This is a genomic window from Burkholderia sp. CCA53 (assembly GCF_001685525.1).
GTDB lineage: Bacteria > Pseudomonadota > Gammaproteobacteria > Burkholderiales > Burkholderiaceae > Burkholderia > Burkholderia multivorans.
On record NZ_BDDJ01000002.1, the window covers coordinates 1,682,768 to 1,703,782 of the forward strand.

Here is a 21,015-nt window from a genome sequence, read left to right on the forward strand (position 1 = left end):
GTGCAGCATCGCGACGACCGGAAGTATTCATCGAGCGACCGCTGAAGATCTACAAACCGACGGGGCACGTCCGATGCGGTGAAGGGCGGCTCTGGGCCGATTGCTGCCGATGGCAGAATTCCCCATTGAGCGCTCTGGCGCGCGCCGACAGGAATCTGCCGCCGTCGCGCCACACGAGGCGTGCTTGACTTCGATGCTTCAAAAGATCGACCGCCCCGAATACGTCGTCAACCACTCCAACGCCAACGTCCCCGCCAACGAATTCCCGTTCGCATCGAGCCCCGGCGCCCACACGCAGACCGCCATCTCGCCGGGCAGCACCGCGACGATCCCGCCGCCGACGCCGCTCTTCGCCGGCAGCCCGACGCGATAGACGAAATCGCCGGCCGCATCGTACGTGCCGCACGTGAGCATCAGCGCCGACAGCCGTTTCGCCGAACTCGGATCGACGATCCGCTCGCCGGTCGCAGGCGCGACACCGCCATTCGCCAGAAACAACGCGGCGCGCGCGAGCTCGACGCAGTTCATCGCGATCGCACATTGACGGCAGTACGCTTCGACGACCGTTTCGGGCGGCATCTGCATGTTGCCGAAGCTCGCCATGAAATGCGCCATCGCACGATTGCGCTCCGCGTGCTGCAATTCCGACAGCGCGACGCGCGAATCGTAGTCGATATCGTTCGCGCCGATCAGCCGCCGCACGAATTCGACGAGCGCCGTCTCCGCCTTCACGAAGCGGCGGCACAGCACGTCGGTGACCACCAGCGCGCCCGCGTTGATGAACGGATTGCGCGGCTTCCCACGCTCGCTTTCGAGCTGCACGAGCGAGTTGAACGCGGTGCCGGACGGTTCGCGGCCGACGCGTTCCCACAGCGCGTCGCCGAGCAGCTGGAACGCGAGCGTGCACGCGAACAGCTTCGAGATGCTCTGGATCGAGAAGCGCTCCTGCGCGTCGCCGACCGTGCAGACGTTGCCGTCGAGCGTGACGACCGCCATCCCGAACTTGTCGGCGGGCACTTTCGCGAGTTCCGGAATGTAGTCGGCCACGCGGCCCTGGCCGATCCAGGGGGCGAGTTCGGTATGGATGCGTTCGAGAATCGGTTGGTAGTTCATCAGATCAGGCAAGGGCGGCGCGCCGCCCGGATTCCGGCGAGCCCGTATGGAACCGTTTCGGCGTCGATTCGTCAAGCAGGCCCGCGTCGCGCCGCCTGTCCCCGATTTTGCCGATCGCGTCACCGGCGGTCCGCAAGCGCAGTATCATGCGGTACGTTTCGGCCGCGGGCCGGCAGCGGGCGCCGTCCGCACCGCCGCGGTTTCCCCGTACGAATTCACCGTTAGCCATGTCTTTCCGCATCCTGCTCGTCGAAGACGACGTCCGCCTGTCCACGCTGATCGCCGGCTATCTGCGCAAGAACGACTATGAAGTCGACACTGTGCTGCACGGCGATGCCGCGGTGCCGGCGATCCTGTCCACGCGTCCGGATCTCGTCATTCTCGACGTGAACCTGCCCGGCAAGGACGGCTTCGAGATCTGCCGCGACGCGCGGCAGCACTACGACGGCGTCATCATCATGGTGACGGCGCGCGACGAGCCGTTCGACGAGCTGCTCGGCCTCGAGATCGGCGCCGACGATTACGTGCACAAGCCGGTCGAGCCGCGCATCCTGCTCGCGCGGATCAAGGCGCAATTGCGCCGCGCGCCCGCGCGCGTCGCGGAAGGCGCGCCGCAGCCGGAGCGCTACACGTTCGGCAAGTTCTCGATCGACCGCACCGACCGCAGCGTCGTGCTGCCCGACGGCAGCACGCCCGATCTGACCTCGGCGGAATTCGACCTGCTGTGGGTGCTCGTCTGCCATGCGGGCGAAGTGGTGAGCCGCGACGACCTGATGCTGCAGCTGCGCGGCGTCGAATTCGACGGGCTCGACCGGACGATCGACGGCCGCATCTCGAAGCTGCGTCGCAAGCTGCGCGACGACGCGAGCAACCCGCAGCGGATCAAGACGATCCGCAGCAAGGGCTACCAGTTCAGCAAGCACGCATGGGAATGAGCTTGCGCGCGCTCGTCAAACCGCATCGGCGCGCGGCCGTCGCACGCGGTAGCGGCAGCGGGGCGCCTCGATGATCCGTACGCCTCGCTCGCACCCGAACGCGCCGCGGCTGTCGCCGCTGCGCTACGTCAAATGGCGCTGGCTGCATTTCCGCCGCGCGTGGACCGACACGCGCTCGGACCGCATCCCGAGCTGGTCGCGCCTCTACCTGCGGACCTATCTGCATCTGCTCGGCCTCGTGCTGCTGACCGCGCTCGTGCCGGCGCTCGCGTTGTGCATCGTGCTGTCGCCGGAAGTCGTGTGGCATTCGTTCGATGCGCTGCCGGGCGACATCTGGATCGTGCTCGCGTTCGTCTTCGTCGCGCCGGCGCTCGCCGCGTACCGATGGATGCGGCCGGTCTGGTCGGATCTCGTGATGGTGCGCGAGCGCGCGATCGACTTTACCGGCGGCCGTTTCAATACGCGCGCGCGCGAATCGCGCAGCGTGATCATCGGTCCGCTCGCACGCACGCTGAATGCGCTCGCGATGCGGATGGAGCGCCTGATCGCCGCGCAGCGCGATCTGACGAACGGCATCTCGCACGAACTGCGCACGCCGCTCGCGCGCGTGCGCTTCGCGCTCGAGATGCTGCGCGAGCCGGGCTCGGAAGCCGAATACCGCAGCGCACTCGACAGCATTGCGCAGGACGTGACCGAGCTCGACGAGCTGATCGACATGAGCCTCACGTATGCGCGCCTCGAATACAGTTCGCTGCAGTCGAATCTCGAGATGACGGCGCTGGTCGCGTGGTTCGAGCATCAGGTGAGCGATGCGCAGCTGCTGTATCCGGAGCGGACGATCGAATCGCGGATCGCGATCGCGTCCGATCTGCGCGTGAAGATGGACCGGCGGCTGATGTCGTACGCGATGCGCAATCTGCTGCGCAATGCGAGCAAGTACGCGGCGTCGCGGATCGTCGTCGGGATCGCGCTCCATCACGGCAATATCGTCGTGTTCGTCGAGGACGACGGCCCCGGCGTGCCGGAGCACGAACGCGAGCGGATCTTCGACGCGTTCGTGCGGCTCGACCGCCGTACGGGCGGCTACGGGCTCGGGCTCGCCATCTCGCGGCAGGTGCTGCACGCGCACAACGGGCGGATCGCCGTCGTCGATCCGCTCGAGCTCGGCGGCGCGCGGTTCGAGATCAGCTGGCCGATCTAGGCGCGCGCCGTCGTCAGTAGGTTCGGCCGAGCTGGAAGTACAGGTTGTGGCGGCCGCCCGGCGCAAGCGCGACACCGACGTAGAGCGGCCCGAACGACGTCGTCAGGCTCGTGAAGAACGAATAGCTCTGCTTCAGCGGCCCCGCACTGACCGGGCTGTCGAGCGACCACACGTTGCCGAGTTCCGCGCTCGCGCCGACGAACAGCGCCTTGACCGGCGACGCGTTGAACGTCATCAGCTGGTTCATGTACGTGACCTGCCCGTACACGAGCGCGTTGCCGTTCAGCTGATCGGCCGCATACGCGGCGAGATGCTGGAAGCCGCCGAGCGTGAAGTCGAGCAGGTTGACCGGGCTGACGCCGCCGAAGCTCTTGCCCGCTTCGATGCTCGCGTTCACGCTGTGCCGCCCGAACTGCTGCGCGACCATCGCCTTGCCGAACACTTCCGTGTACTGCTGCGCTTCGCTCGACACGAACGAGCGCTCGACGCGCAGTTCGCCGAAATAGCCTTTGCGCGGGAATTGCGGATCGTCGAGCTGATCGATCAGCAGCCGCGCCCGCGCGCTGAGCTGGCGGCCGTTCGTGCCGTCGAACAGGAACGCGGTCGGTTCGCCGTTCGGGCCGAAGTCCGCGGGCACGTTGTAGTCCGGCGACGCATGGCCGTGCGCGTACGCGAGGCCGATCCGGAAATCGCCGAGCCGGCGGATCGGTATCCCGAAGTCGATGCCCGCACGCTCGGTCTGCAGCCGATACTGCGTGAGCTTGATGTCGTCGAGATACACGTTTGCGAAGCGGCGCTGGTACTCGGCGTACGGCGCGACGTACAGGCCGGTGCTCGCGGACAGCGGCTGGCGCAGTTCGACGCGCGCCGACTGGCGATCGCTGCCGAGCGTCGTGTCGGCGCGGAATTCGAGGCCCGATTCGGTCAGCCAAGGCCGCCGATAGCCGAGGTGCAGCCGGAATCCGCCCTCGTCGGTCGAACTGCTCGACATCCCGAGCCCGAACAGCAGGAAGTTCGGCCCCCAGTACTTCTCCCGCGCATCGATCACGAGCCGGTTCTCGTCGCCTTCGCTGATCACCTGCTGCGTGACGCTTTCGAAGTTGCCGCTCGTCGTCAGCGCGAGCAGATCCTTGCTGACGGCCTGCGGATCGTAGAGATCGCCGGGCCGCACGTGCAGCGCATCGTTGACGACGCGTTTCGGCACGCCGCCGTTCGTGCGGATGTCGATGCTCGTGATCCGGATCGGCGGCGGCAGCGGCTGCGCGTGCGCGGTCTTGTACGCCGCGTACTGCTCGGGCGTCAGCGCGAATCGCTTCAGGCGCGGCAGCGCGGCGGTGGCGGCGGCCGCCCCGGCGGCGATCGCCTGGTTCGCGCTCTGGAAATCGGTGAATGCGATCGTGCCGAGATCGGGCGTGAGCAGCACGTCCTCCGCGTGCAGTTGCTTGCGCTGCGACGTCACGTTCTGCCGGATCAGGATACCGACCATCTGCTGCATCACGTCCGCAGGCGAGGCGAGCGCATCGAGCGGACGCAGCGGCGAGCCGATGTCGACGGCGATCACGACGTCCGCGCCCATGCGCCGCGCGGTGTCGACGGGCAGGTTGCTGACGAGCCCGCCGTCGACGAGCGCGCGCCCGTTGATCTCGGCCGGCGCGAACAGGCCCGGCATCGCCATGCTCGCGCGGATCGCGAGCGGCAGCGAACCGTGGTCGAGCACGACCATCTGGCCGGTCTGCAGGTCGGTCGCGACCGCACGATACGGGATCGGCAGCCGGTCGAACGGCTGGTTGGTCGGCACCGAGGCGGTCCAGTCCGCGAGCAGCGCCTGCAACCGGTTGCCCTGCACGAGGCCGGCCGGCGCCTTCACGCCTTTGGCGCCGAAGCCGAGCGTGAGCCCGTTGATGTAATAGCGTTCGTCCTCGCGCCGGCTTTGCGGCAGGTCCGCACGCTCGGTCACGTCGAACGCGATGTCCGCGAGATCGATCTGCGACAGCCGTTTCTGCATGTCCTCCGCCGGCATCCCGCTCGCATACAGCCCGCCGACGACCGCCCCCATGCTCGTGCCGGCGATGCAGTCGATTGGAATCCGGTTGTCCTCGAGCACCTTCAGGACCCCGAGATGGGCATAGCCGCGCGCGCCGCCGCCGGATAGCGCGAGGCCGATCGACGGGCGGCCGCTCGGGCCGCCGTCGGCGACGCAGACGTGCGACGCTGCGCCGTCGGTCGGCCCGGAAGCGGTGGAAGCGGTGGAAGTGGCCGAAGTGGCCGAAGTGGAAGCGGGCGCGGAACCGGAAACCGAAACGGTCGCGGCGGTGCCCGCGGCGGGCAGCGGCTGCGCGGCGGCCGTAGCGCACCAGAGTGCGACGAGCATCGTGCAGAGGTGGCGCACCCCCGGCCGGCGGAAAGAGGCGGTCGCTGTCATTGTCATTGTGAAATACCTGACGGGAACGGGCGTCGGAGGCCTGCCGGGAGCAGGCAAGACCGAGAGATTAACGTGTTTTGCGCGCCCGGCGCGAGGGGCGGCCGGGTGTCGCACGCGCTCGGCCGCGCGTTTCCGGTCATTTCGTCGCGAAAAAATCATCAGAATTGCCTAAAGTATCGGAACGAATTGCCGCTAATGCCGGGAAGCGGCCGCGTGCGGGCCGGCCGCGCGCTCCCTTCGTCTACAAAGGCTCGATATGTCGACACCGCTGTTCGGAAAGTTGTTTGCGCAACCCGTTGCGATCGATCCGGGAACGGCGAGCACGCGAATCTATACGCACGATCGCGGCGTCGTGCTGAATCAGCCGTCGGTCGTCTGCTTCCGCAAGGCGGGCGGCGCCGCGTCGCGCTCGACGCTCGCGGCGGTCGGCGAGCTCGCGAAGGCGCTGCTCGGCCGCGAACCGGCGCATATCGAGGCCGTGCGGCCGATGCAGCACGGCGTGATCGCCGATGCGCACGCGGCCGGGCAGATGATTCGCCGGTTCATCGACATGTCGGACACGCGCTCGCGGTTCGGCCGCCGCATCGAGGTGACGCTCTGCGTGCCGTCCGATGCGACGGCGGTCGAGCGCCGCGCGCTGCGCGAGGCGGCGTTCGCGGCCGGCGTGTCGGAAGTCGCGCTGATCGACGAGGCGCTCGCGGCGGCGCTCGGCGCGGGGCTGCCGGTCACCGAGCCGGTCGGCTCGATGGTCGTCGACATCGGCGGCGGCACGACCGAAGTCGCGGTGATCTCGCTCGGCGGGATCGTCTATCGGGAGGCGATCCGCGTCGGCGGCGACCAGTTCGACGAAGCGATCGTCAACCACGTGCGCAGTCTGCACGGCGTGCTGCTCGGCGAGCAGACGGCCGAACACGTGAAGAAGACCATCGGCTCCGCGACGCACGCGGTGCCGCGCCGGACCGCGCCGGCGGTCGGCCGCGGCGTCGAGGACGGCCTGCCGCGCGCGATCGAGCTGTCGAACCACGACGTCGCGGACGCACTCGCGGCGCCGCTCAAGCAGGTGATCGGCACGGTGAAGTCGGTGCTCGAGAACGCGCCGGCCGAACTCGTGACCGACATCGCGCATCGCGGCATCGTGCTGACGGGCGGCGGCGCGCTGCTGGCCGATCTCGAGCGGTTGCTGCGCGACGAGACGGGGCTGGACGCGCGCATCGCCGAGGATCCCGCTACCTGCGCGGTGCGCGGCGCGGGCGAGGCGAGAGGGCGGCTCGCGGTGCGCGCGCTCGGCTGACGGCCGCACGCGCCGCGCGGCGCCGGCAGCGGCCGCCATCGAGTGTCTTTCAAGCGGCCAACGGCGCACGCGTGTGCGTCGCGAGACGGCCACGCGCACTGCGCGCACGCATCGATCTGACCTATCCTGTGCGAAACACGCGACGTGCGCCGCGCGTCGCGCTTCGACACAGGAGCATCGATGGCGAATCACGACGAAGCAACGACGACCCAGGCGCCGCAAGTCGCGCCTGTTCCCCCGGCGCAAGCGTCGGGCCCCGTGTTCATTGCGCCCGAAGCCGATGCACAGGCGCCGGCGCGCAACAACCAGTACGTCTTGAAATCGGGTGACGCGTTCGTGGTCAGCGACGCGCTCGGCGACATCGGCGGCCGCGACGACGGCCTGTTCGTCGACGACATGCGCGTGCTGTCGACATGGCGGCTGACGTTCGGCGGCCGTGCGCCGTCGCTGCTGTCCGGCGCGACGAGCGCGGACAACGCGTCGTTCACCGCGCACCTGACGAACCGCCCGCTGCCGCCGCTCGGCGGCCGCGAGACGCCCGAGGGCGTGATCCATATCGAGCGGATGCGCGTGCTCGAGGGCGACGTGCTCTACGAGGCGTTGACGCTGACCAACTACGGCGCGACCGAAGCCGAAGTGCCGCTGTCGCTATCGTTCGCGGCCGATTTCAAGGACATGTTCGAGGTGCGCGGCACGCCGCGTCCGAAGCGCGGCACGATTGCGGAGCCGTGCGTCGCCGAAGGCGCGGTGCGGTTGCGCTACGACGGTCTCGACGGCGTCGAGCGCAACGTCACCGTGCACTTCTCGCCGGCACCGGACGCGCTGTCGGTCGACCGCGCCGACTACACGCTGACGATTGCCGCGCAGGCTTGCGTGTCGATCTATCTGACCGTCGCGGCCACGGTCGGCGAGCGGCCGGGAGAAGCGCCGGGCTGCGGCCGCGTCGCGCTGCGCAGCGCGCTGGTCGGCGTGCATCGCGCGATGCGCGCGCGGCGCGAGACGATGGCGCGCGTGCGGACCGGCAACCCGCTGTTCGACGCCTGGCTCGACCGTTCGCTCGCCGATCTCGGGCTGCTGACGACGCAGCTCGACACGGGACCGTACCCGTATGCGGGCATTCCGTGGTTTTCGACGCCGTTCGGCCGCGACGCGATCATCACGTCGCTGCAGATGCTGTGGCTGCAGCCGTCGCTCGCGCGCGGCGTGCTGCGCTTTCTGGCCACGCATCAGGCGCACGAGACGTCCGCGTTCCGCGATGCGGAGCCGGGCAAGATCATGCACGAGTTCCGCCGCAGCGAGATGGCGGCAACCGGCGAAGTGCCGTTCGCGCTCTACTACGGCGGCGTCGATACCACGCCGCTGTTCATTGTCCTCGCCGGCGCATACGCCGAACGTACGGGCGACGACACGCTGATCGACGAGCTGTGGCCGGCGCTCGAGAGCGCCGCGCGCTGGGTGATCGACAAGTGCGACCGCAATCCGTACGGGCTGCTCGACTATCAGCGCACGTCGGAGCGCGGCCTCGCCAATCAGGGCTGGAAGGACAGCCACGATTCGGTGTTCCACGCGGACGGCCGTTTCCCGGACGGCCCGATCGCGCTCGTCGAGGTGCAGGCGTATGCGTGCGCGGCGCTCGACGCGATGGCCGCGTGCTCGCGGCGGCGCGGCCACTCGGCCGATGCGACGCGCTACGCATTGCGTGCGAAGACGCTGCGCGAGCAGGTCGAAGCGTTGTTCTGGATGCCGGAGTCGGGCTTCTACGGCATCGCGCTCGACGGGCACGGCGACCTGTGCCGCGTGCTCGCATCGAACGCCGGGCACCTGCTCGCGTTCGGCTTGCCCGAGCACGCGCGCGGCGCGGCGGTCGCCGGCGTGCTCGGCTCGACGCTGTTCCAGACGGGCTGGGGCGTGCGCACGCTCGCGGCCGGCCAGCCGCGCTTCAATCCGATGGCGTATCACAACGGGTCCGTGTGGCCGCACGACAATGCGCTGATCGCGCGCGGGCTCGCGCGCTATGGCGACAAGACGGCCGCGGTGAACCTGCTCGGTGCGCTGTTCGAAGCGGCCGTGAGCTTCGAGATGCGGCTGCCGGAACTGTTCTGCGGTTTTCCGCGCCGGCGCGGCGAGCCGCCGACCGCGTATCCGGTCGCGTGCCTGCCGCAGGCGTGGGCGGCGGGTGCGCCGTTCATGATGCTGCAGGCGTGTCTCGGCGTCAGCATCGATGCGGCGCGCCTGGAAGTGCGCGTCGAACGCCCGGCGCTGCCCGAAGGTGTTTCGTGGCTGCGCATCGACGATCTGCGCGTGGGCGAGGAGACCGTGTCGCTGACGTTCCGCCGCGTCGACGGGCAGGTCGTCGCGGCTGCGTCGGAGCCGGGGCGCGTGAACGTCGTCGCCGTGCTGTAACGGCGCCCGCGCGGGCGTGGCGCGATGTCGCGCCACGTTCGCGCAGCGCGGCATAGAATCGACACATGACCGTTGAACCCACGCGGAGGAACACGATGGCGACCGACAACCGGCCGGACGACGGCGAGCACAAGCTCGAAAATCTCGAGGCGGCAGTCGACCACCTGCACAGGTCGATCGAATCGCAGAGCATCGCGGTCGGTGCCGCGAAGGGCATTCTGTTCAGCCTGATCGAAACGCTCGGCGCGCTGATCGGCGACCCGGACCTGCCCGAGCATGCGCGCTCGGGCTACGAAGCGCTGCGCGACAAGGCGAACGAACTGCGCGGCGGCCTCGAGCGCCATTGAGCCGCGCGGCTCCGCTGCCCGTTTCCGCGAAAACATCGCAAAACGCCGTCCGCTCAATGCCTTACGTGCGCGATGCGCAGGATATCCACAAGCTTGCCAACACAAACTGTGGAGAACCGGCATCGCGCGGCGCGCCCGCGCCGCGCATCGCACGCGAACCGCCACCCGCTGCCGCCGCGTTGACGCGCCGCGGCATCGCCGCAAATTCCCCCTTTGTATCAAGACGTTACAGCCCGCATCGACGGGATATCCACAGGCTTGCCAACAAAATCTGTGGACAAGCGCCGGCCGATTATGTCGCTTCAGCGTGGAATCCGGCGCGTCGCGACATCGCGCTCGGCCGTTGCCGCGCGCGCTGCCCGATGGCCGAGTCGGCGCCGTAAATCGTGCGCGATCAAGGGTTTAGCGCCCGGATACCCAGGATATCCACATCCTTGCCAACAAAATCTGTGGACAAGCGACGCGTCGCTCAGTCGGAATCCGCAGCTGCCGAGGCGGCCGCGGATGCCTCGGCCGTAATCCAGTCGCGAAACAGCGTCATCGCGGGCGTCAGCGGTTTCGACTTCAGCGACGTGAGCCAGTAGCCGCCCGCGTGCACGTCGATGTCGAGCGGCCGCGCGAGCAGGCCGAGCTGCAGTTCGCGTTCGAACATGCAGGCCGGCGCGAGCGCAATGCCCACGCCCTGCATCGCCGCTTCGACCATCAGCCGCGACGAATCGAACACCGGCCCGTTGACGGTCCACGGTTCGAGCCGCGCGGCGTCGAACCAGCCGAGCCATTCGTCCGTGCGATACGAACGCAGCAGCGTTTCGTGCGCGAGATCGGCCGGCTGCGTGAGGCGGCGCGCGATGTCGGGTGCGCACAGCGCGGTGAGCGGTGCGTCGAACAGCCGCTCGTTGCGCGTGGCCGGCCAGTTGCCCTGGCCGAAGCGGATCGCGAAGTCGAGCCCTTCGGCGGCGAGGTCGACGACGTTGTTGTGCGTGCGCAGCCGCAGCTCCACGAACGGATGCGTATCGCGGAAGCGCTTCAGTCTCGGCATTAGCCAACCTAGGGCAAACGTGCCGACGACGCCGAGCGTCAGCACCTGCCGCAGCCGCCCGCCGTCGAACTGCTGGAGCACCGTCTCGATGCGGCTGAACGCATCGCTGAGCACGGGCAGCAGCGCGCGGCCTTCGTCCGTCAGATCGAGCCCGCGCGGCAAACGCGTGAACAGTGCGCAGCCGAGCCGTTCTTCGAGCGCGCGTACCTGCTGGCTGACCGCCGCCTGCGTGACGCTCAGCTCGAGGCCCGCGCGCGTGAAGTTGAGATGGCGCGCCGACGATTCGAACGCGCGCAGGGCATTGAGCGGAAGGTGAGGGCGGAGCTTGGCCATAAGGTTTTCTTTGGGCAGCGCTCAATTATCGTTGCTTGTCGGGTAACCGTAAAGTGACGATAGTGCTGTCTCGCCGGCCGGCATTCCCCATTCGTTTCGCGTTCCCTTTCATCACGAGACCTTCGCCATGACTCATTCATCTCAACGTCGAATCCTGTTGCTGGCTGCCGCGGCGGCGCCGCTCGCGTTGTCCGTCGGCGCATGCGCGGCGCGCGATGCGGCGGTGTCCGACGCAGCGTCGCCTGTCGGCGCGGCGCCGGCATCGTTCGCCGCGCTCGAACGCGCGGCCGGCGGCCGGCTCGGCGTCTGCGCGATCGATACCGCGACCGGGCGGCGCACGTTGCATCGCGCGGACGAGCGCTTCCCTTTCTGCAGCACCTTCAAGGCGATGCTCGGCGCGGCGGTGCTCGCGCAAAGCGTCGCGCATCCCGGCCTGCTGCAGCAGCGCGTGACGTACGGCCGGTCCGATCTCGTCAGCTACTCGCCGGTGACCGAGCGACACGTCGACACCGGCATGACGGTCGCCGAGCTCTGCGCGGCGACGATCCAGTACAGCGACAACACGGCCGCGAACGAGCTGATGAAGCTGATCGGCGGCCCGGCGGCGGTCACGGCCTATGCGCGCTCGATCGGCGACGACACGTTCCGGCTCGATCGCTGGGAGACCGAGCTGAATACCGCGCTGCCGGGCGATCTTCGCGACACGACGACGCCCGCGGCGATGGCCGCGAGCCTGCGCGTGCTCGTGCTCGGCGATGCGTTGCCGGCCGCACAGCGCGCGCAGCTGATCGAATGGCTGCGCGGCAACAAGGTCGGCGACAAGCGTATCCGCGCGGGCGTGCCGGCCGGCTGGCGCGTCGGCGACAAGACGGGCACCGGCGACTACGGGACGACGAACGATGCCGGCGTGCTGTGGCCGCCGTCGCGCGCGCCGATCGTGCTTGCCGTCTACTACACGCAGACGCGTGCCGATGCGAAGGCGAAGGACGACGTGATCGCGGCCGCGACGCGGATCGCGATCGCGACGCTCGGCTGAGCGGCCGCTCGTGAATGAAGCATGCGCGCGCGGTGCCGCAGTCGTGATCTGCGCATCGAAACGTTGTGCAATCAACGACTTGGCGCGCGTATGCTCAGCCTATCCACATCCTTGCCAACAAAAAATGTGGAAAAGCGCATGACGATGCATCGCGCGCACCGGCCAAGCGATGCGTTGCCGCGTTCGCGGCGATTCGAATAAGGCGTTTCGGATCAAGCGCTTGAGCGCGGTATGCGCAGGCTATCCACACGCTTGCCAACAAAATCTGTGGACAAGCGCGCGGCGCGCGGCCGCGACGGTCGCCGCCGGGCGGCGTCACGTACGACCCGCGTGACGCATTTTCAGCGACGCGAACAAAGCGTTTCCGATCAAATGCTTGCGCGTCGTATGCGCAGCCTATCCACAAGCTTGCCAACAAAATCTGTGGGTAACCGCGCGACGTGCCGGGCCGCGTTGCGGCATCGCGATGCGCGATGCGGCGCGTCGATGCGGATCCTGGCGTGCGCGCGTGCGTCGTCTGCATCACGCGTGCCAATGTCCGTCGGATCAACGGCTTAGCGACGCGATGCGCAGGATATCCACAAGCTTGCCAACAAAATCTGTGGACAAGCCGTCACGCCGGCTCGGGAAAACGTACCGATACCGTGAGCCCGCGTCCGCCGTGCGTCGTGCCGAGCGCGACCGTCGCGCGATGCTGCTCCGCGATCCGCTTCACGATCGACAGGCCGAGCCCGCTGCCCGACGACGTCGCGGTCTGCGCGCCTTCGCCGCGATAGAAGCGCTCCCATACGTGCGCGCGTTCGGCTTCCGGGATGCCGGGGCCGTCGTCGGCGACTTCGAGCACGGGCGTCGTGCCGTCGTTGCGCGCGCACACGTCGACGCGTGCGCCGTCGCCCGCATAGCGGATCGCGTTGTCGACGAGGTTGTTCAGCAGCACGCGCAGTGTGTCGGCATGGCCGGCGACGATCACGGGCGACGACACGATCGCGCCGAGATTGATGCGGTGCGCATCGGCGACGCGCGCGCGATCGGCGACCACCGACCGGCACAGCGCCGCGAGATCGACCGGTGCGAAGGCGGCCGCCTGCGCGTCGGGTTCGAGGCGCGCGAGTGTCAGCAACTGCTCGGCGAGATGGCCGAGACGCGTCGTCCCCGCATGGATCTGCGCGAGGATCCGCTCGCGCTCCTCGGCCGTGGCCGCACGCCGCAGCAGCTGCGACTGGATCGACAGGCCCATGATCGGCGTGCGCAGCTCGTGCGCGGCATCGGCGATGAAGTGCCGCTGCAGCGTGAACGATCGGTCGAGCCGCGCGAGCAGGTCGTTGATCGCTTCGGCAAGCGGGCGAACCTCGTTCGGCATCGCCGCCACGTCGACCGGTTCGAGGTTGCCGGCATTTCGGCGCCGGAGGCCGGCCGCGATCGTGCGCAGCGGCCGCAGTCCGGCGCCGATGCCGAACCACAGCCCGATCGCGAGTACCGGCAGCATCGAGAACACCGGCCACAGCAGATGCACGGCAATGCCGGCGATCGCCTCCCAGCGCGCGTGGCGAGCCTGCGCGAGCCGAATGGTCGTGCCGCCGCGCTGCGTCACGTACGTGCGCCACGGCTGGCCGTCGACGTCGACGCTCGCGGTCCCCGCATGCGCGGGCGGCGGCAATGCGACCTCGCGATCGGTCGTATAGACGAGCGTGCCGTTGCGCCAGACCTGCAGCAGCACGGCGTCGGGGTCGTCGACCTTGAACGCGTGCTTGTCGTCGGCGCGGTCTCGGAACGACAGTTCGCCGTTCGGCCCGACGACGATCTGTTTCGAGATGCTGCGCATCTGGTCGTCGAGCAGATCGTCGAGCTCGCGCAGCGCGCCCCAGTACGTGCCGGCGCTCGCCGCGAGCCCGATCACGCATGCCGCCGGCAGCAGCCACACCAGCAGGCGGCGCCGCAGCGACACGCCGCGCCAGCGCGCGATCGCGCGTTGCAGGCGCGTCATGTGCCGTCACCGATCCGATAGCCGACGCCGCGCACCGTGCGGATCATGTCGTGGCCGAGTTTCTTGCGCAGGTTGTGGATGTGCACCTGCACGGCGTTGCTCTCGATTTCCTCGCCCCAGCTGTACAGCCGTTCCTCGAACTGCTCGCGTGAAATCACGGCGCCGGGCTCGCGCATCAGCTCGTGCAGCAGCACGAATTCCTTCGGCGATAGCGGCACCTCGTCGTCGTGCAGCCACACCTGATGCTTGACCGGATCGAGGCGCAGCGCGCCGATCGCGAGCGTCGTCTGCGCGCGGCCGGCATGGCGCCGGTTCACCGCGCGGATGCGCGCGAGCAGTTCCTCCAGCTCGAACGGTTTGACCAGATAGTCGTCGGCACCGCTGTCGAGCCCGGCGATGCGGTCCCGCACGCCGTCGCGTGCGGTGATGATGATCGTGGGCAGCGTCTCGTCGCGGCGGCGCAGCGACGCGAGCACCGCGAGGCCGTCGCGGTTCGGCAGCCCGAGATCGAGCAGCAGCAGGCCGTAGCCGGTGGAGCGCAGGGCAAGCGACGCGGCGTCGCCGTCCTTTACCCAGTCGACCGCGAAGCCTTCCTGTTTCAGCCCCTGTTCGAGCCCGCTGCCGATCAGCGGATCGTCCTCGACGAGCAGTACGCGCATGTTCGATGTAGGTCCTGGAGGGCGCCGTGCGCCCGGACCTCCATGATAAGCGCGCGCATCTTAGGTGCAGCTTAATGCGCGCGGTCCTACTGCGCGCCAGTCGTTTAGGACCTGTCCTATGCGGCGCCTTGTCGCTTCGGCAGCGCATTCAGGTTTGCTTAATCTTACGGTCCGTAATCTTGGCGGGCCGCGTTCGTGTCGAGCGCGGCGTTACATCGAAGAAGAGGAAAGCAATCATGAAACATCTGGCCGCAATTCTGACCGTCGCGCTCGCTGCGCTGCCTGCCGTCGGTCATGCGCAATATACGGGGCCGTCCGCGCTCGCGCCGACGACGGTGAAGCAGCTGCTCGCGAACGGCCGCGACGATCAGCACGTGCAGCTGCAAGGGCGCATCGTCAAGCACCTCGGCGGCGAGGACTACGAGTTCGCCGATGCGACCGGTTCGATCGTCGTCGAGATCGACGACAAGCTCTGGATCGGCAACCCGCCCGTCGGCGACAAGAGCGAGGTCAAAGTCATCGGCGAATTCGAGCGCAAATGGTCGGGCCGCGTGAAGGTCGATGCAGATCGCGTCGAAGTGCTGCGCTGATCGCCGCGCGGGGCCGGTGATACCATGAGCGACCGGTTCCCGCTTTCATCACGATGGCCGACAATTTCGACGAACTGGCGTCCCGAATCCGGGCGCAATTTTCCGAGCTGAGCCCGCAATTCCAGGCGGGCGCGGCGTTTCTGCTCGATCATCCCGAAGAAGTGGCCATGTCCTCGATGCGCAAGGTCGCGCAGCGTGCGCAGGTGCAGCCTGCGTCGCTCGTGCGGCTCGCGCAGCAGTTCGGCTTTCCCGGCTGGAACGAGCTGCGCGATCTGTGCGTCGCGCGCGTGCGCACGCGGCCCGAGCCGCTCACGCAGCGCGCGCGCTCGCTCGTACGGCCCGATGCACAGGCGTCGCTCGCGCACGATCTGCTCGCCGCGCAGCAGCAGAATCTCGTCGCCACCGCCGCGCACAACGAGCACGCGCTCGCCGATGCCGCGAAGCTGATCCGCAAGGCATCGCACGTTCATGTCGCCGGGTTCCGTTCGTGCTATCCGGTCGCGTTCGGGTTCGTGTACGGCTATCGGCTGTTCCGCCCGTCGGTGTCGCTGCTCAACGGTGTCGCCGGGTCGCTCGAAATGGAGTTGCGCGCGATCGGCAAGCACAGTGCGACCGTCATCGTCAGCTTCGCGCCGTATTCGGCCGAAGCGACGCGCGTCGCGCAGGCCGCGAAGGCGCAGGGCAGCCGCGTCGTCGCGATCACCGACAGCGCGGTATCGCCGATCGCGCTGCATGCCGACGCGCAACTGATCTTCACGCACGACAGCCCGTCGTTCTTTCCGTCGCTCGTCGCCGCGCATGCGGTGGCCGAGGCGCTCGTCGCGCAACTGCTCGCGCTCGAGGGCGGCGGTGCCATCGCCGAACTCGAGCGCGCCGAAGCCGAACTGCACGCGAAGGGCGCTTACGTCGTTTGACTTCGGCGGCGGCCGCTGCGCACGCCGTGCTTGTTTCCGCGACGCTTCAGCGCACAGCGAAACGTCGTCGCATCGTGCGCGCGTATGCTGACGTCTCCGATTCCGAGGAGACGACGATGCCGCATGCTGCTCACCAGACCCGTCACGCCGAAACGTTCCGCGCGCTGCACGCGCGCGCCGGCGCATTCGTGATTCCGAATCCGTGGGACGCCGGCACCGCGCGGCTGCTCGCGATGGCCGGCTTCCCCGCGCTCGCGACGACGAGCGCCGGCTATGCGTATTCGCGCGGATTGCCCGACAACGCGATCGGCCGCGACGCGATGCTCGAGCACATTGCCGTGATCGCCGCCGCCGGCGGGCTGCCGGTCAGCGCCGACCTCGAAAACGGTTTTGGCGACGCGCCCGAGATCGTCGCCGAGACGATCCGGCTCGCGGCGGAAGCGGGCGCCGTCGGCGGGTCGATCGAGGACGCGACCGGCCGTGCCGACGCGCCGATCTATCCGCGCGACGCGGCGGTCGAACGGATCGCGGCCGCTGCCGCGGCGGCACGCGCGCTGCCGTTTCCGTTTACGCTGACCGCCCGCTGCGAAAACTATCTGAACGGCAGGCGCGATCTCGCGGACACGATCGCGCGCCTCGTCGCGTATCGCGACGCGGGCGCCGACGTGCTCTATGCGCCGGGCTTGACCGATCCGGCCGACATCGAGGCCGTGACGCGGGCCGTGCAGGCGCCCGTCAATGTCGTGATGGGATTGCAGGGCGCGGCGCTGAGCGTCGATGCGCTGGCGGCGCTCGGCGTGAAGCGCATCAGCGTCGGCAGCGCGCTTGCGCGTGCCGCACTCGGTGCGTTCGTACGCGCGATCGGCGAGATCACGCATGCCGGCACGTTCGAATTCGCCGCGCACGCGGTGCCGTCGCGCGATCTCGATCGCTGGTTTGCGGCGTCCGGCAATCCGCCGGTCGAATTCGAACCTTAATCGGCCCGAAAAATCGTTTTCAGCAAAAACTTCATTGCCGATAATCGGCGCACATCGCGCGATATTGAAACGATGCGAATCGGCGCGGCAGCGCGTTTTTCTGTGCTGTCGCACGCTGCTCCATGCGTGCCGGCCGCCGGTGCGCGCTCCACGGGCGTGTCCGGTTTGAAACACGGGAGTTGCCGGTTATTTTCCGGATTGGTAATCTGCGCGACAGAGAAATAACCGGTCGGCAAGCGGCCGGAAAATCAATATATAAAAAAGTCCTGAGAGAGCCATGACGATCCGAGAAAATCACCGCAGCCGATTTCGTATCGGCGACGTCGTCACGCTGAAAACCGGCGGTCCGCGCATGACAGTCACGTATGCGGGGCCGGTCGTGTTCGACGACGCCGACTGGCTGATCTGCCAGTGGTTCGACGAAGCCGGGCATTTCCGGCAGGAAATGTTCCATCACGAAACCGTCGTGGCCGAGCCGCGCGCCATCTCGGCCGGCCGCGCGCGCATGCGGATGCACGCGAGCCGCTGCCGGTCGGCGGCGTAGCCGGTTCGCCTGCGGACCGCAGCGCGTGCGCGCCGCCGTACGGCGACATTTCAGGCGAGCCCGAAACAAGCGGCGGCCGAGCGGTCCGATACTGCGGACATGAACCCGACCGATCCGATTGCCGCGGTCATGCACCGCGATCCCTATCCGTATTACGCCGCGCTCCTCGACGGGCCGCCGCTCGCGTACGACGCGTCGCTCGGCCTGTGGGTCGCGACGCGCGCGGCGAGCGTCAGGGCCGTGCTCGGCCATCCGGCGTGCCGCGTGCGTCCGCTCGATCTGCCGGTGCCGCCCGCGCTGCGCGGTACGTCCGCCGGCGCGCTGTTCGGCGAACTCGTGCGCATGAATGACGGCGCGCTGCGGCATCAGGTGCCGAAGCAGGCGCTGCACGCGGCGCTTGCGCAGATCGACGTGCAGGCATCGCGCGGGCGCACGGCGACGCTTGCCGCCGCGCAGTTGCCCGCGCTCGACGATCCCGGTGCGCTGAATGCATGGTGTATCGCCACGCCCGTTCGGGCGGTGGCCGACCTGCTCGGTTTCGACGAATCGCAGCTTGACGACATCGCCGCATCGGTCGTCGATTTCGTCGCCGCGCTGTCGCCGCTGTCCGACGCCGCATCGCTTGCGCGCGCGAGCGACGCCGCGCGACAGTTGCTCGACCGGATGACGGTGCGCGTCGCGCAGTCGCATGCTCGGGACGGCACGCTGGTGTCTGCCGTCAAGGACGCGGCTGCGGAAGCGGGGTGGCACGCGAGCGGTGCGCTCGTCGCGAACCTCGTCGGGCTGCTGTCGCAGACCTGCGAAGCGACGGCCGCATGGCTGGCGAACGCGATCGTCGCGTGGCATCGCCGGTCTGCGGAATCGGTGTCGTCAGGCGACGTGCCGGACGATGCGACGCTCGACGCGTTCGTCGCGGAAGTCGCGCGTTTCGAGACACCGGTGCAGAACACGCGACGCTTCGTCGCCGCGCGCACGACGCTCGAAGGCGTGACGCTCGACGCGGGCGCGGCGATTCTCGTCGTGCTCGCCGCGGCGAACCGCGATCCGGCCGTGCATCGCGATCCGCATCGCTTTGTGCCGGCGCGCACGCCGGGCCCGGACTTCGGCTTCGGCACGGGGCCGCATCAATGTCCGGGCGCGCGGATCGCGCGGGCTGTGACGGTGGGAGCGTTCGGGGCGCTGTTGCGCGCGGGCGGCTGGCCGCCGCGCGAAGCGCTGAAGTGGAGCTACCGCGCGTCGGCCAATATCAGGATGCCGAAGTTCGACGCGGCGCGATGACGGGAAGCCGGTTCAGCGGCACCCCTGTTTTTCCGCCCATCGTTCCTGGGCGGCGACGCGGCGCTGCACGCGTTCGACGAGGCCCGTCGAAAACGTGCGCATGCTGATGCCGCGGCGTTTCGCGAGGATCGTCTGCGCGACGTCGACCTGCGGATTCGGCTGGCAGGCCCAGTACAGCGTGATCAGCCAGCCGATGCCGGTCCAGCCGAACAGCGCGTTGAACACGGCGACGATCAGCTTGTCGTGCCGGCCGCGTCGATCGGCGACGATCGCGGGCAGGAAATAGAGCGCGATCGCGACCACCGACCCGGCGACTTGAATCAGGACTTCGTTCTGCATGGTGCTGCTCCGTCCGAACTGCAATGAGGCCGATTGTCGCGCTTTTTCCGTTCACGTGCCGGCAATTGATTGTTGCGTTTTCGATCACGGTCGCGGCGAATCGGCCGTTTCGGATCGCGTATCGTTGCTCAGCGCGAAACCTTCGTCGCGCCAGCCCGTGATGCCGCCGATCATCAGCTTGACCGGCCGGCCGAGCCGCGCGAGGCGGCTCGCGGCGCGTGCGGCGCCGTTGCAGTGCGGCCCCGCGCAGTAGACGACGAACAGCGTGTCGCGCGGATACCCGGCCAGCTTGCCCTCCACGATCTTCCGGTGCGGCAGGTTCAGCGCGCCGGGCACATGGCCGGCCGCGAACAGCTCGGGGCTGCGGACGTCGAGCAGCACGAAGTCCGGCGCGCCGGACGCGAGCGCGTCGTGGACGTCCCAGCAGTCGGTCTCGAAGCGCAGCGACGCGTCGAAGTGGGCGAGCGCGGCGGCGCTGTCGGCGGCAGGAACGTCGGTCACGAAAGACATGGGCAGGTTCTCCTCGAAAAGGGCGCGATGTGCGCGATCGGAGGCCAGTATCGCGGTTTCGCGCGCCGCGCGGCAGTGGCGCGATCGACAAGTTCCGGTAACATCGCGTCATGAAAAATCATCGCGTCGTCGCGCTGGCCTACGACCGGCTCTGCACCTTCGAATTCGGCTGCACGGTCGAACTGTTCGCGCTCGACCGTCCGGAACTCGGCGTCGACTGGTACCGCTTCGCGGTGTGCGCGAGCGAGCCGGGGCCGGTGCGCGCGGCAGGCGGCATCACGGTCGCCGCGCCGTACCGGCTCGCGATGCTCGATCGCGCAGACACGATCGTGATCCCCGGCTGGCGCGATGCGGACGAACTGCCGCCGGAACCGCTGCTGAAGAAGCTGCGCGCCGCGCATCGTCGCGGCGCGCGGCTCTGTTCGATCTGCTCGGGCGTGTTCGTGCTGGCGGCGGCCGGCGTGCTCGACGGCCTCACCGTGACGACGCACTGGCGCTACGCGGAGAAGCTGCAGGCGCGCTATCCGGCGCTGCGCGTGAATCCCGACGCGCTTTACGTCGACGAAGGGCAGATCATCACGTCCGCCGGATCGGCGGCCGGCCTCGACATGCTGCTGCATCTGGTGCGACGCGATCACGGCGGTGCGATCGCGAACCGCGTCGCGCAGCGTCTCGTGCTGCCGCCGCATCGCGACGGCGGACAGGCGCAGTTCGTGCCGCGCCCCGTTGCGCCAGGCGGCACCGACCGGCTCGCGAAACTGATCGACTGGATGCGCGCGCACGCGGCCGAGCCGCATACGCTGGCATCGCTCGCCGCGCAGGCCGCGATGAGCCCGCGCACGCTGCAGCGGCAGTTCGCGGATGCGACAGGGATGTCGCCGCTCGCGTGGCTGATTCGCGAGCGCGTGAACGTCGCGAAGGATCTGCTCGAAACGCATCCGGCGCTGTCGCTCGCGCAGGTCGCCGCGCGGGCAGGCTTCGGTTCGGAAGAATCGCTGCGCCGGCATTTCCGGCGCATCGCGGCGACGAGTCCGGCCGCTTATCGGCGCGGCATGGATCGCGGCGCGCGACGCTGGGACGCCTGACGACCGCGCGGCGCC

At 68.7% G+C, this 21,015-nt stretch carries 22 protein-coding genes; 12 read left to right on the forward strand and 10 right to left on the reverse strand.

Features of this window, described 5'->3' with window-relative positions; all coding sequences use genetic code 11:
• Window positions 1–198 precede the first annotated feature (198 nt).
• Window positions 199–1,113 carry a glutaminase gene (locus BCR55_RS23790; RefSeq protein ID WP_006406135.1) on the reverse strand — a complete coding sequence of 305 codons (915 nt, stop codon included), beginning with the start codon at window positions 1,111–1,113 and terminating at the stop codon, window positions 199–201.
• Window positions 1,114–1,117: 4 nt separating this feature from the next.
• Complete coding sequence (locus tag BCR55_RS23795; protein ID WP_035489042.1) at window positions 1,118–1,342, reverse strand: hypothetical protein; 225 nt, start codon at window positions 1,340–1,342, stop codon at window positions 1,118–1,120.
• On the opposite strand from BCR55_RS23795, the gene BCR55_RS23800 reads away from it, so the two are divergent.
• Window positions 1,341–2,048: a response regulator gene (locus BCR55_RS23800; protein WP_006406136.1), complete on the forward strand. Its 708-nt coding sequence runs from the start codon at window positions 1,341–1,343 to the stop codon at window positions 2,046–2,048. The genes BCR55_RS23795 and BCR55_RS23800 overlap by 2 nt on opposite strands.
• A gap of 70 nt (window positions 2,049–2,118) precedes the next feature.
• On the forward strand, window positions 2,119–3,249 hold the full coding sequence (locus BCR55_RS23805; protein WP_006406137.1) for an ATP-binding protein: 1,131 nt from the start codon (window positions 2,119–2,121) through the stop codon (window positions 3,247–3,249).
• A gap of 13 nt (window positions 3,250–3,262) precedes the next feature.
• On the opposite strand, the gene BCR55_RS23810 is transcribed toward BCR55_RS23805, so the two are convergent.
• Window positions 3,263–5,671, reverse strand: coding sequence for a patatin-like phospholipase family protein (locus BCR55_RS23810; RefSeq protein ID WP_045593436.1), 2,409 nt, complete (start codon window positions 5,669–5,671; stop codon window positions 3,263–3,265).
• 256 nt (window positions 5,672–5,927) lie between these two features.
• On the opposite strand from BCR55_RS23810, the gene BCR55_RS23815 reads away from it, so the two are divergent.
• The 3 genes from BCR55_RS23815 to BCR55_RS23825 all read left to right on the forward strand — a co-directional run bounded on the left by BCR55_RS23815 (window position 5,928) and on the right by BCR55_RS23825 (window position 9,712).
• A complete protein-coding gene (locus BCR55_RS23815) occupies window positions 5,928–6,962 on the forward strand; it encodes a rod shape-determining protein (protein ID WP_065496157.1) in 1,035 nt (344 codons plus the stop codon).
• 180 nt (window positions 6,963–7,142) lie between these two features.
• Window positions 7,143–9,365 carry an amylo-alpha-1,6-glucosidase gene (locus BCR55_RS23820; protein WP_065496158.1) on the forward strand — a complete coding sequence of 741 codons (2,223 nt, stop codon included), beginning with the start codon at window positions 7,143–7,145 and terminating at the stop codon, window positions 9,363–9,365.
• Between the two features lie 95 nt (window positions 9,366–9,460).
• Window positions 9,461–9,712, forward strand: a complete 252-nt coding sequence (locus BCR55_RS23825; protein WP_006406141.1) for a hypothetical protein — start codon at window positions 9,461–9,463, stop codon at window positions 9,710–9,712.
• Between the two features lie 469 nt (window positions 9,713–10,181).
• On the opposite strand, the gene penR is transcribed toward BCR55_RS23825, so the two are convergent.
• Window positions 10,182–11,084 carry a beta-lactamase transcriptional regulator PenR gene (penR, locus tag BCR55_RS23830; protein WP_065496159.1) on the reverse strand — a complete coding sequence of 301 codons (903 nt, stop codon included), beginning with the start codon at window positions 11,082–11,084 and terminating at the stop codon, window positions 10,182–10,184.
• Window positions 11,085–11,211: 127 nt separating this feature from the next.
• Here penR and blaPEN-A point away from each other — a divergent pair, with 127 nt between their 5' ends.
• On the forward strand, window positions 11,212–12,120 hold the full coding sequence (blaPEN-A, locus tag BCR55_RS23835; protein ID WP_065496160.1) for a PEN-A family class A beta-lactamase: 909 nt from the start codon (window positions 11,212–11,214) through the stop codon (window positions 12,118–12,120).
• Between the two features lie 94 nt (window positions 12,121–12,214).
• On the opposite strand, the gene BCR55_RS31620 is transcribed toward blaPEN-A, so the two are convergent.
• The 3 genes from BCR55_RS31620 to BCR55_RS23845 all read right to left on the reverse strand — a co-directional run bounded on the left by BCR55_RS31620 (window position 12,215) and on the right by BCR55_RS23845 (window position 14,763).
• Entirely contained in the window at window positions 12,215–12,643 is a 429-nt protein-coding gene (locus BCR55_RS31620; RefSeq protein WP_244104658.1) for a hypothetical protein, read from the reverse strand.
• Between the two features lie 90 nt (window positions 12,644–12,733).
• Window positions 12,734–14,104, reverse strand: coding sequence for an ATP-binding protein (locus tag BCR55_RS23840; RefSeq protein ID WP_065496162.1), 1,371 nt, complete (start codon window positions 14,102–14,104; stop codon window positions 12,734–12,736).
• Complete coding sequence (locus tag BCR55_RS23845) at window positions 14,101–14,763, reverse strand: response regulator (RefSeq protein ID WP_006410590.1); 663 nt, start codon at window positions 14,761–14,763, stop codon at window positions 14,101–14,103. The genes BCR55_RS23840 and BCR55_RS23845 overlap by 4 nt, the downstream gene beginning before the upstream one ends.
• Window positions 14,764–14,999: 236 nt before the next feature.
• Between BCR55_RS23845 and BCR55_RS23850 the strand changes: the two genes are divergently transcribed.
• The 3 genes from BCR55_RS23850 to BCR55_RS23860 all read left to right on the forward strand — a co-directional run bounded on the left by BCR55_RS23850 (window position 15,000) and on the right by BCR55_RS23860 (window position 17,244).
• Window positions 15,000–15,353, forward strand: coding sequence for a NirD/YgiW/YdeI family stress tolerance protein (locus tag BCR55_RS23850; protein WP_006410600.1), 354 nt, complete (start codon window positions 15,000–15,002; stop codon window positions 15,351–15,353).
• Between the two features lie 53 nt (window positions 15,354–15,406).
• On the forward strand, window positions 15,407–16,267 hold the full coding sequence (locus BCR55_RS23855) for a MurR/RpiR family transcriptional regulator (RefSeq protein ID WP_006410616.1): 861 nt from the start codon (window positions 15,407–15,409) through the stop codon (window positions 16,265–16,267).
• Between the two features lie 116 nt (window positions 16,268–16,383).
• A complete protein-coding gene (locus tag BCR55_RS23860) occupies window positions 16,384–17,244 on the forward strand; it encodes an oxaloacetate decarboxylase (protein ID WP_065496744.1) in 861 nt (286 codons plus the stop codon).
• Here the strand turns inward: BCR55_RS23860 and BCR55_RS31625 are convergent.
• The gene (locus tag BCR55_RS31625; RefSeq protein ID WP_083211878.1) at window positions 17,241–17,480 is read right to left on the reverse strand and encodes a sugar transporter; all 240 of its coding nucleotides are present in this window, start codon (window positions 17,478–17,480) and stop codon (window positions 17,241–17,243) included. The genes BCR55_RS23860 and BCR55_RS31625 overlap by 4 nt on opposite strands.
• A 41-nt stretch (window positions 17,481–17,521) precedes the next feature.
• Here BCR55_RS31625 and BCR55_RS23865 point away from each other — a divergent pair, with 41 nt between their 5' ends.
• A complete protein-coding gene (locus BCR55_RS23865; RefSeq protein WP_006396526.1) occupies window positions 17,522–17,788 on the forward strand; it encodes a YodC family protein in 267 nt (88 codons plus the stop codon).
• Between the two features lie 99 nt (window positions 17,789–17,887).
• Window positions 17,888–19,066, forward strand: coding sequence for a cytochrome P450 (locus BCR55_RS23870; protein WP_065496164.1), 1,179 nt, complete (start codon window positions 17,888–17,890; stop codon window positions 19,064–19,066).
• A gap of 12 nt (window positions 19,067–19,078) precedes the next feature.
• Here the strand turns inward: BCR55_RS23870 and BCR55_RS23875 are convergent, their stop codons facing one another.
• Window positions 19,079–19,405 carry a superinfection immunity protein gene (locus tag BCR55_RS23875; RefSeq protein ID WP_006396528.1) on the reverse strand — a complete coding sequence of 109 codons (327 nt, stop codon included), beginning with the start codon at window positions 19,403–19,405 and terminating at the stop codon, window positions 19,079–19,081.
• A gap of 84 nt (window positions 19,406–19,489) precedes the next feature.
• Window positions 19,490–19,915, reverse strand: coding sequence for a rhodanese-like domain-containing protein (locus BCR55_RS23880; protein WP_006396529.1), 426 nt, complete (start codon window positions 19,913–19,915; stop codon window positions 19,490–19,492).
• A gap of 110 nt (window positions 19,916–20,025) precedes the next feature.
• Here BCR55_RS23880 and ftrA point away from each other — a divergent pair, with 110 nt between their 5' ends.
• Window positions 20,026–21,000: a transcriptional regulator FtrA gene (gene ftrA, locus BCR55_RS23885; protein ID WP_006406156.1), complete on the forward strand. Its 975-nt coding sequence runs from the start codon at window positions 20,026–20,028 to the stop codon at window positions 20,998–21,000.
• Window positions 21,001–21,015: the final 15 nt, after the last annotated feature.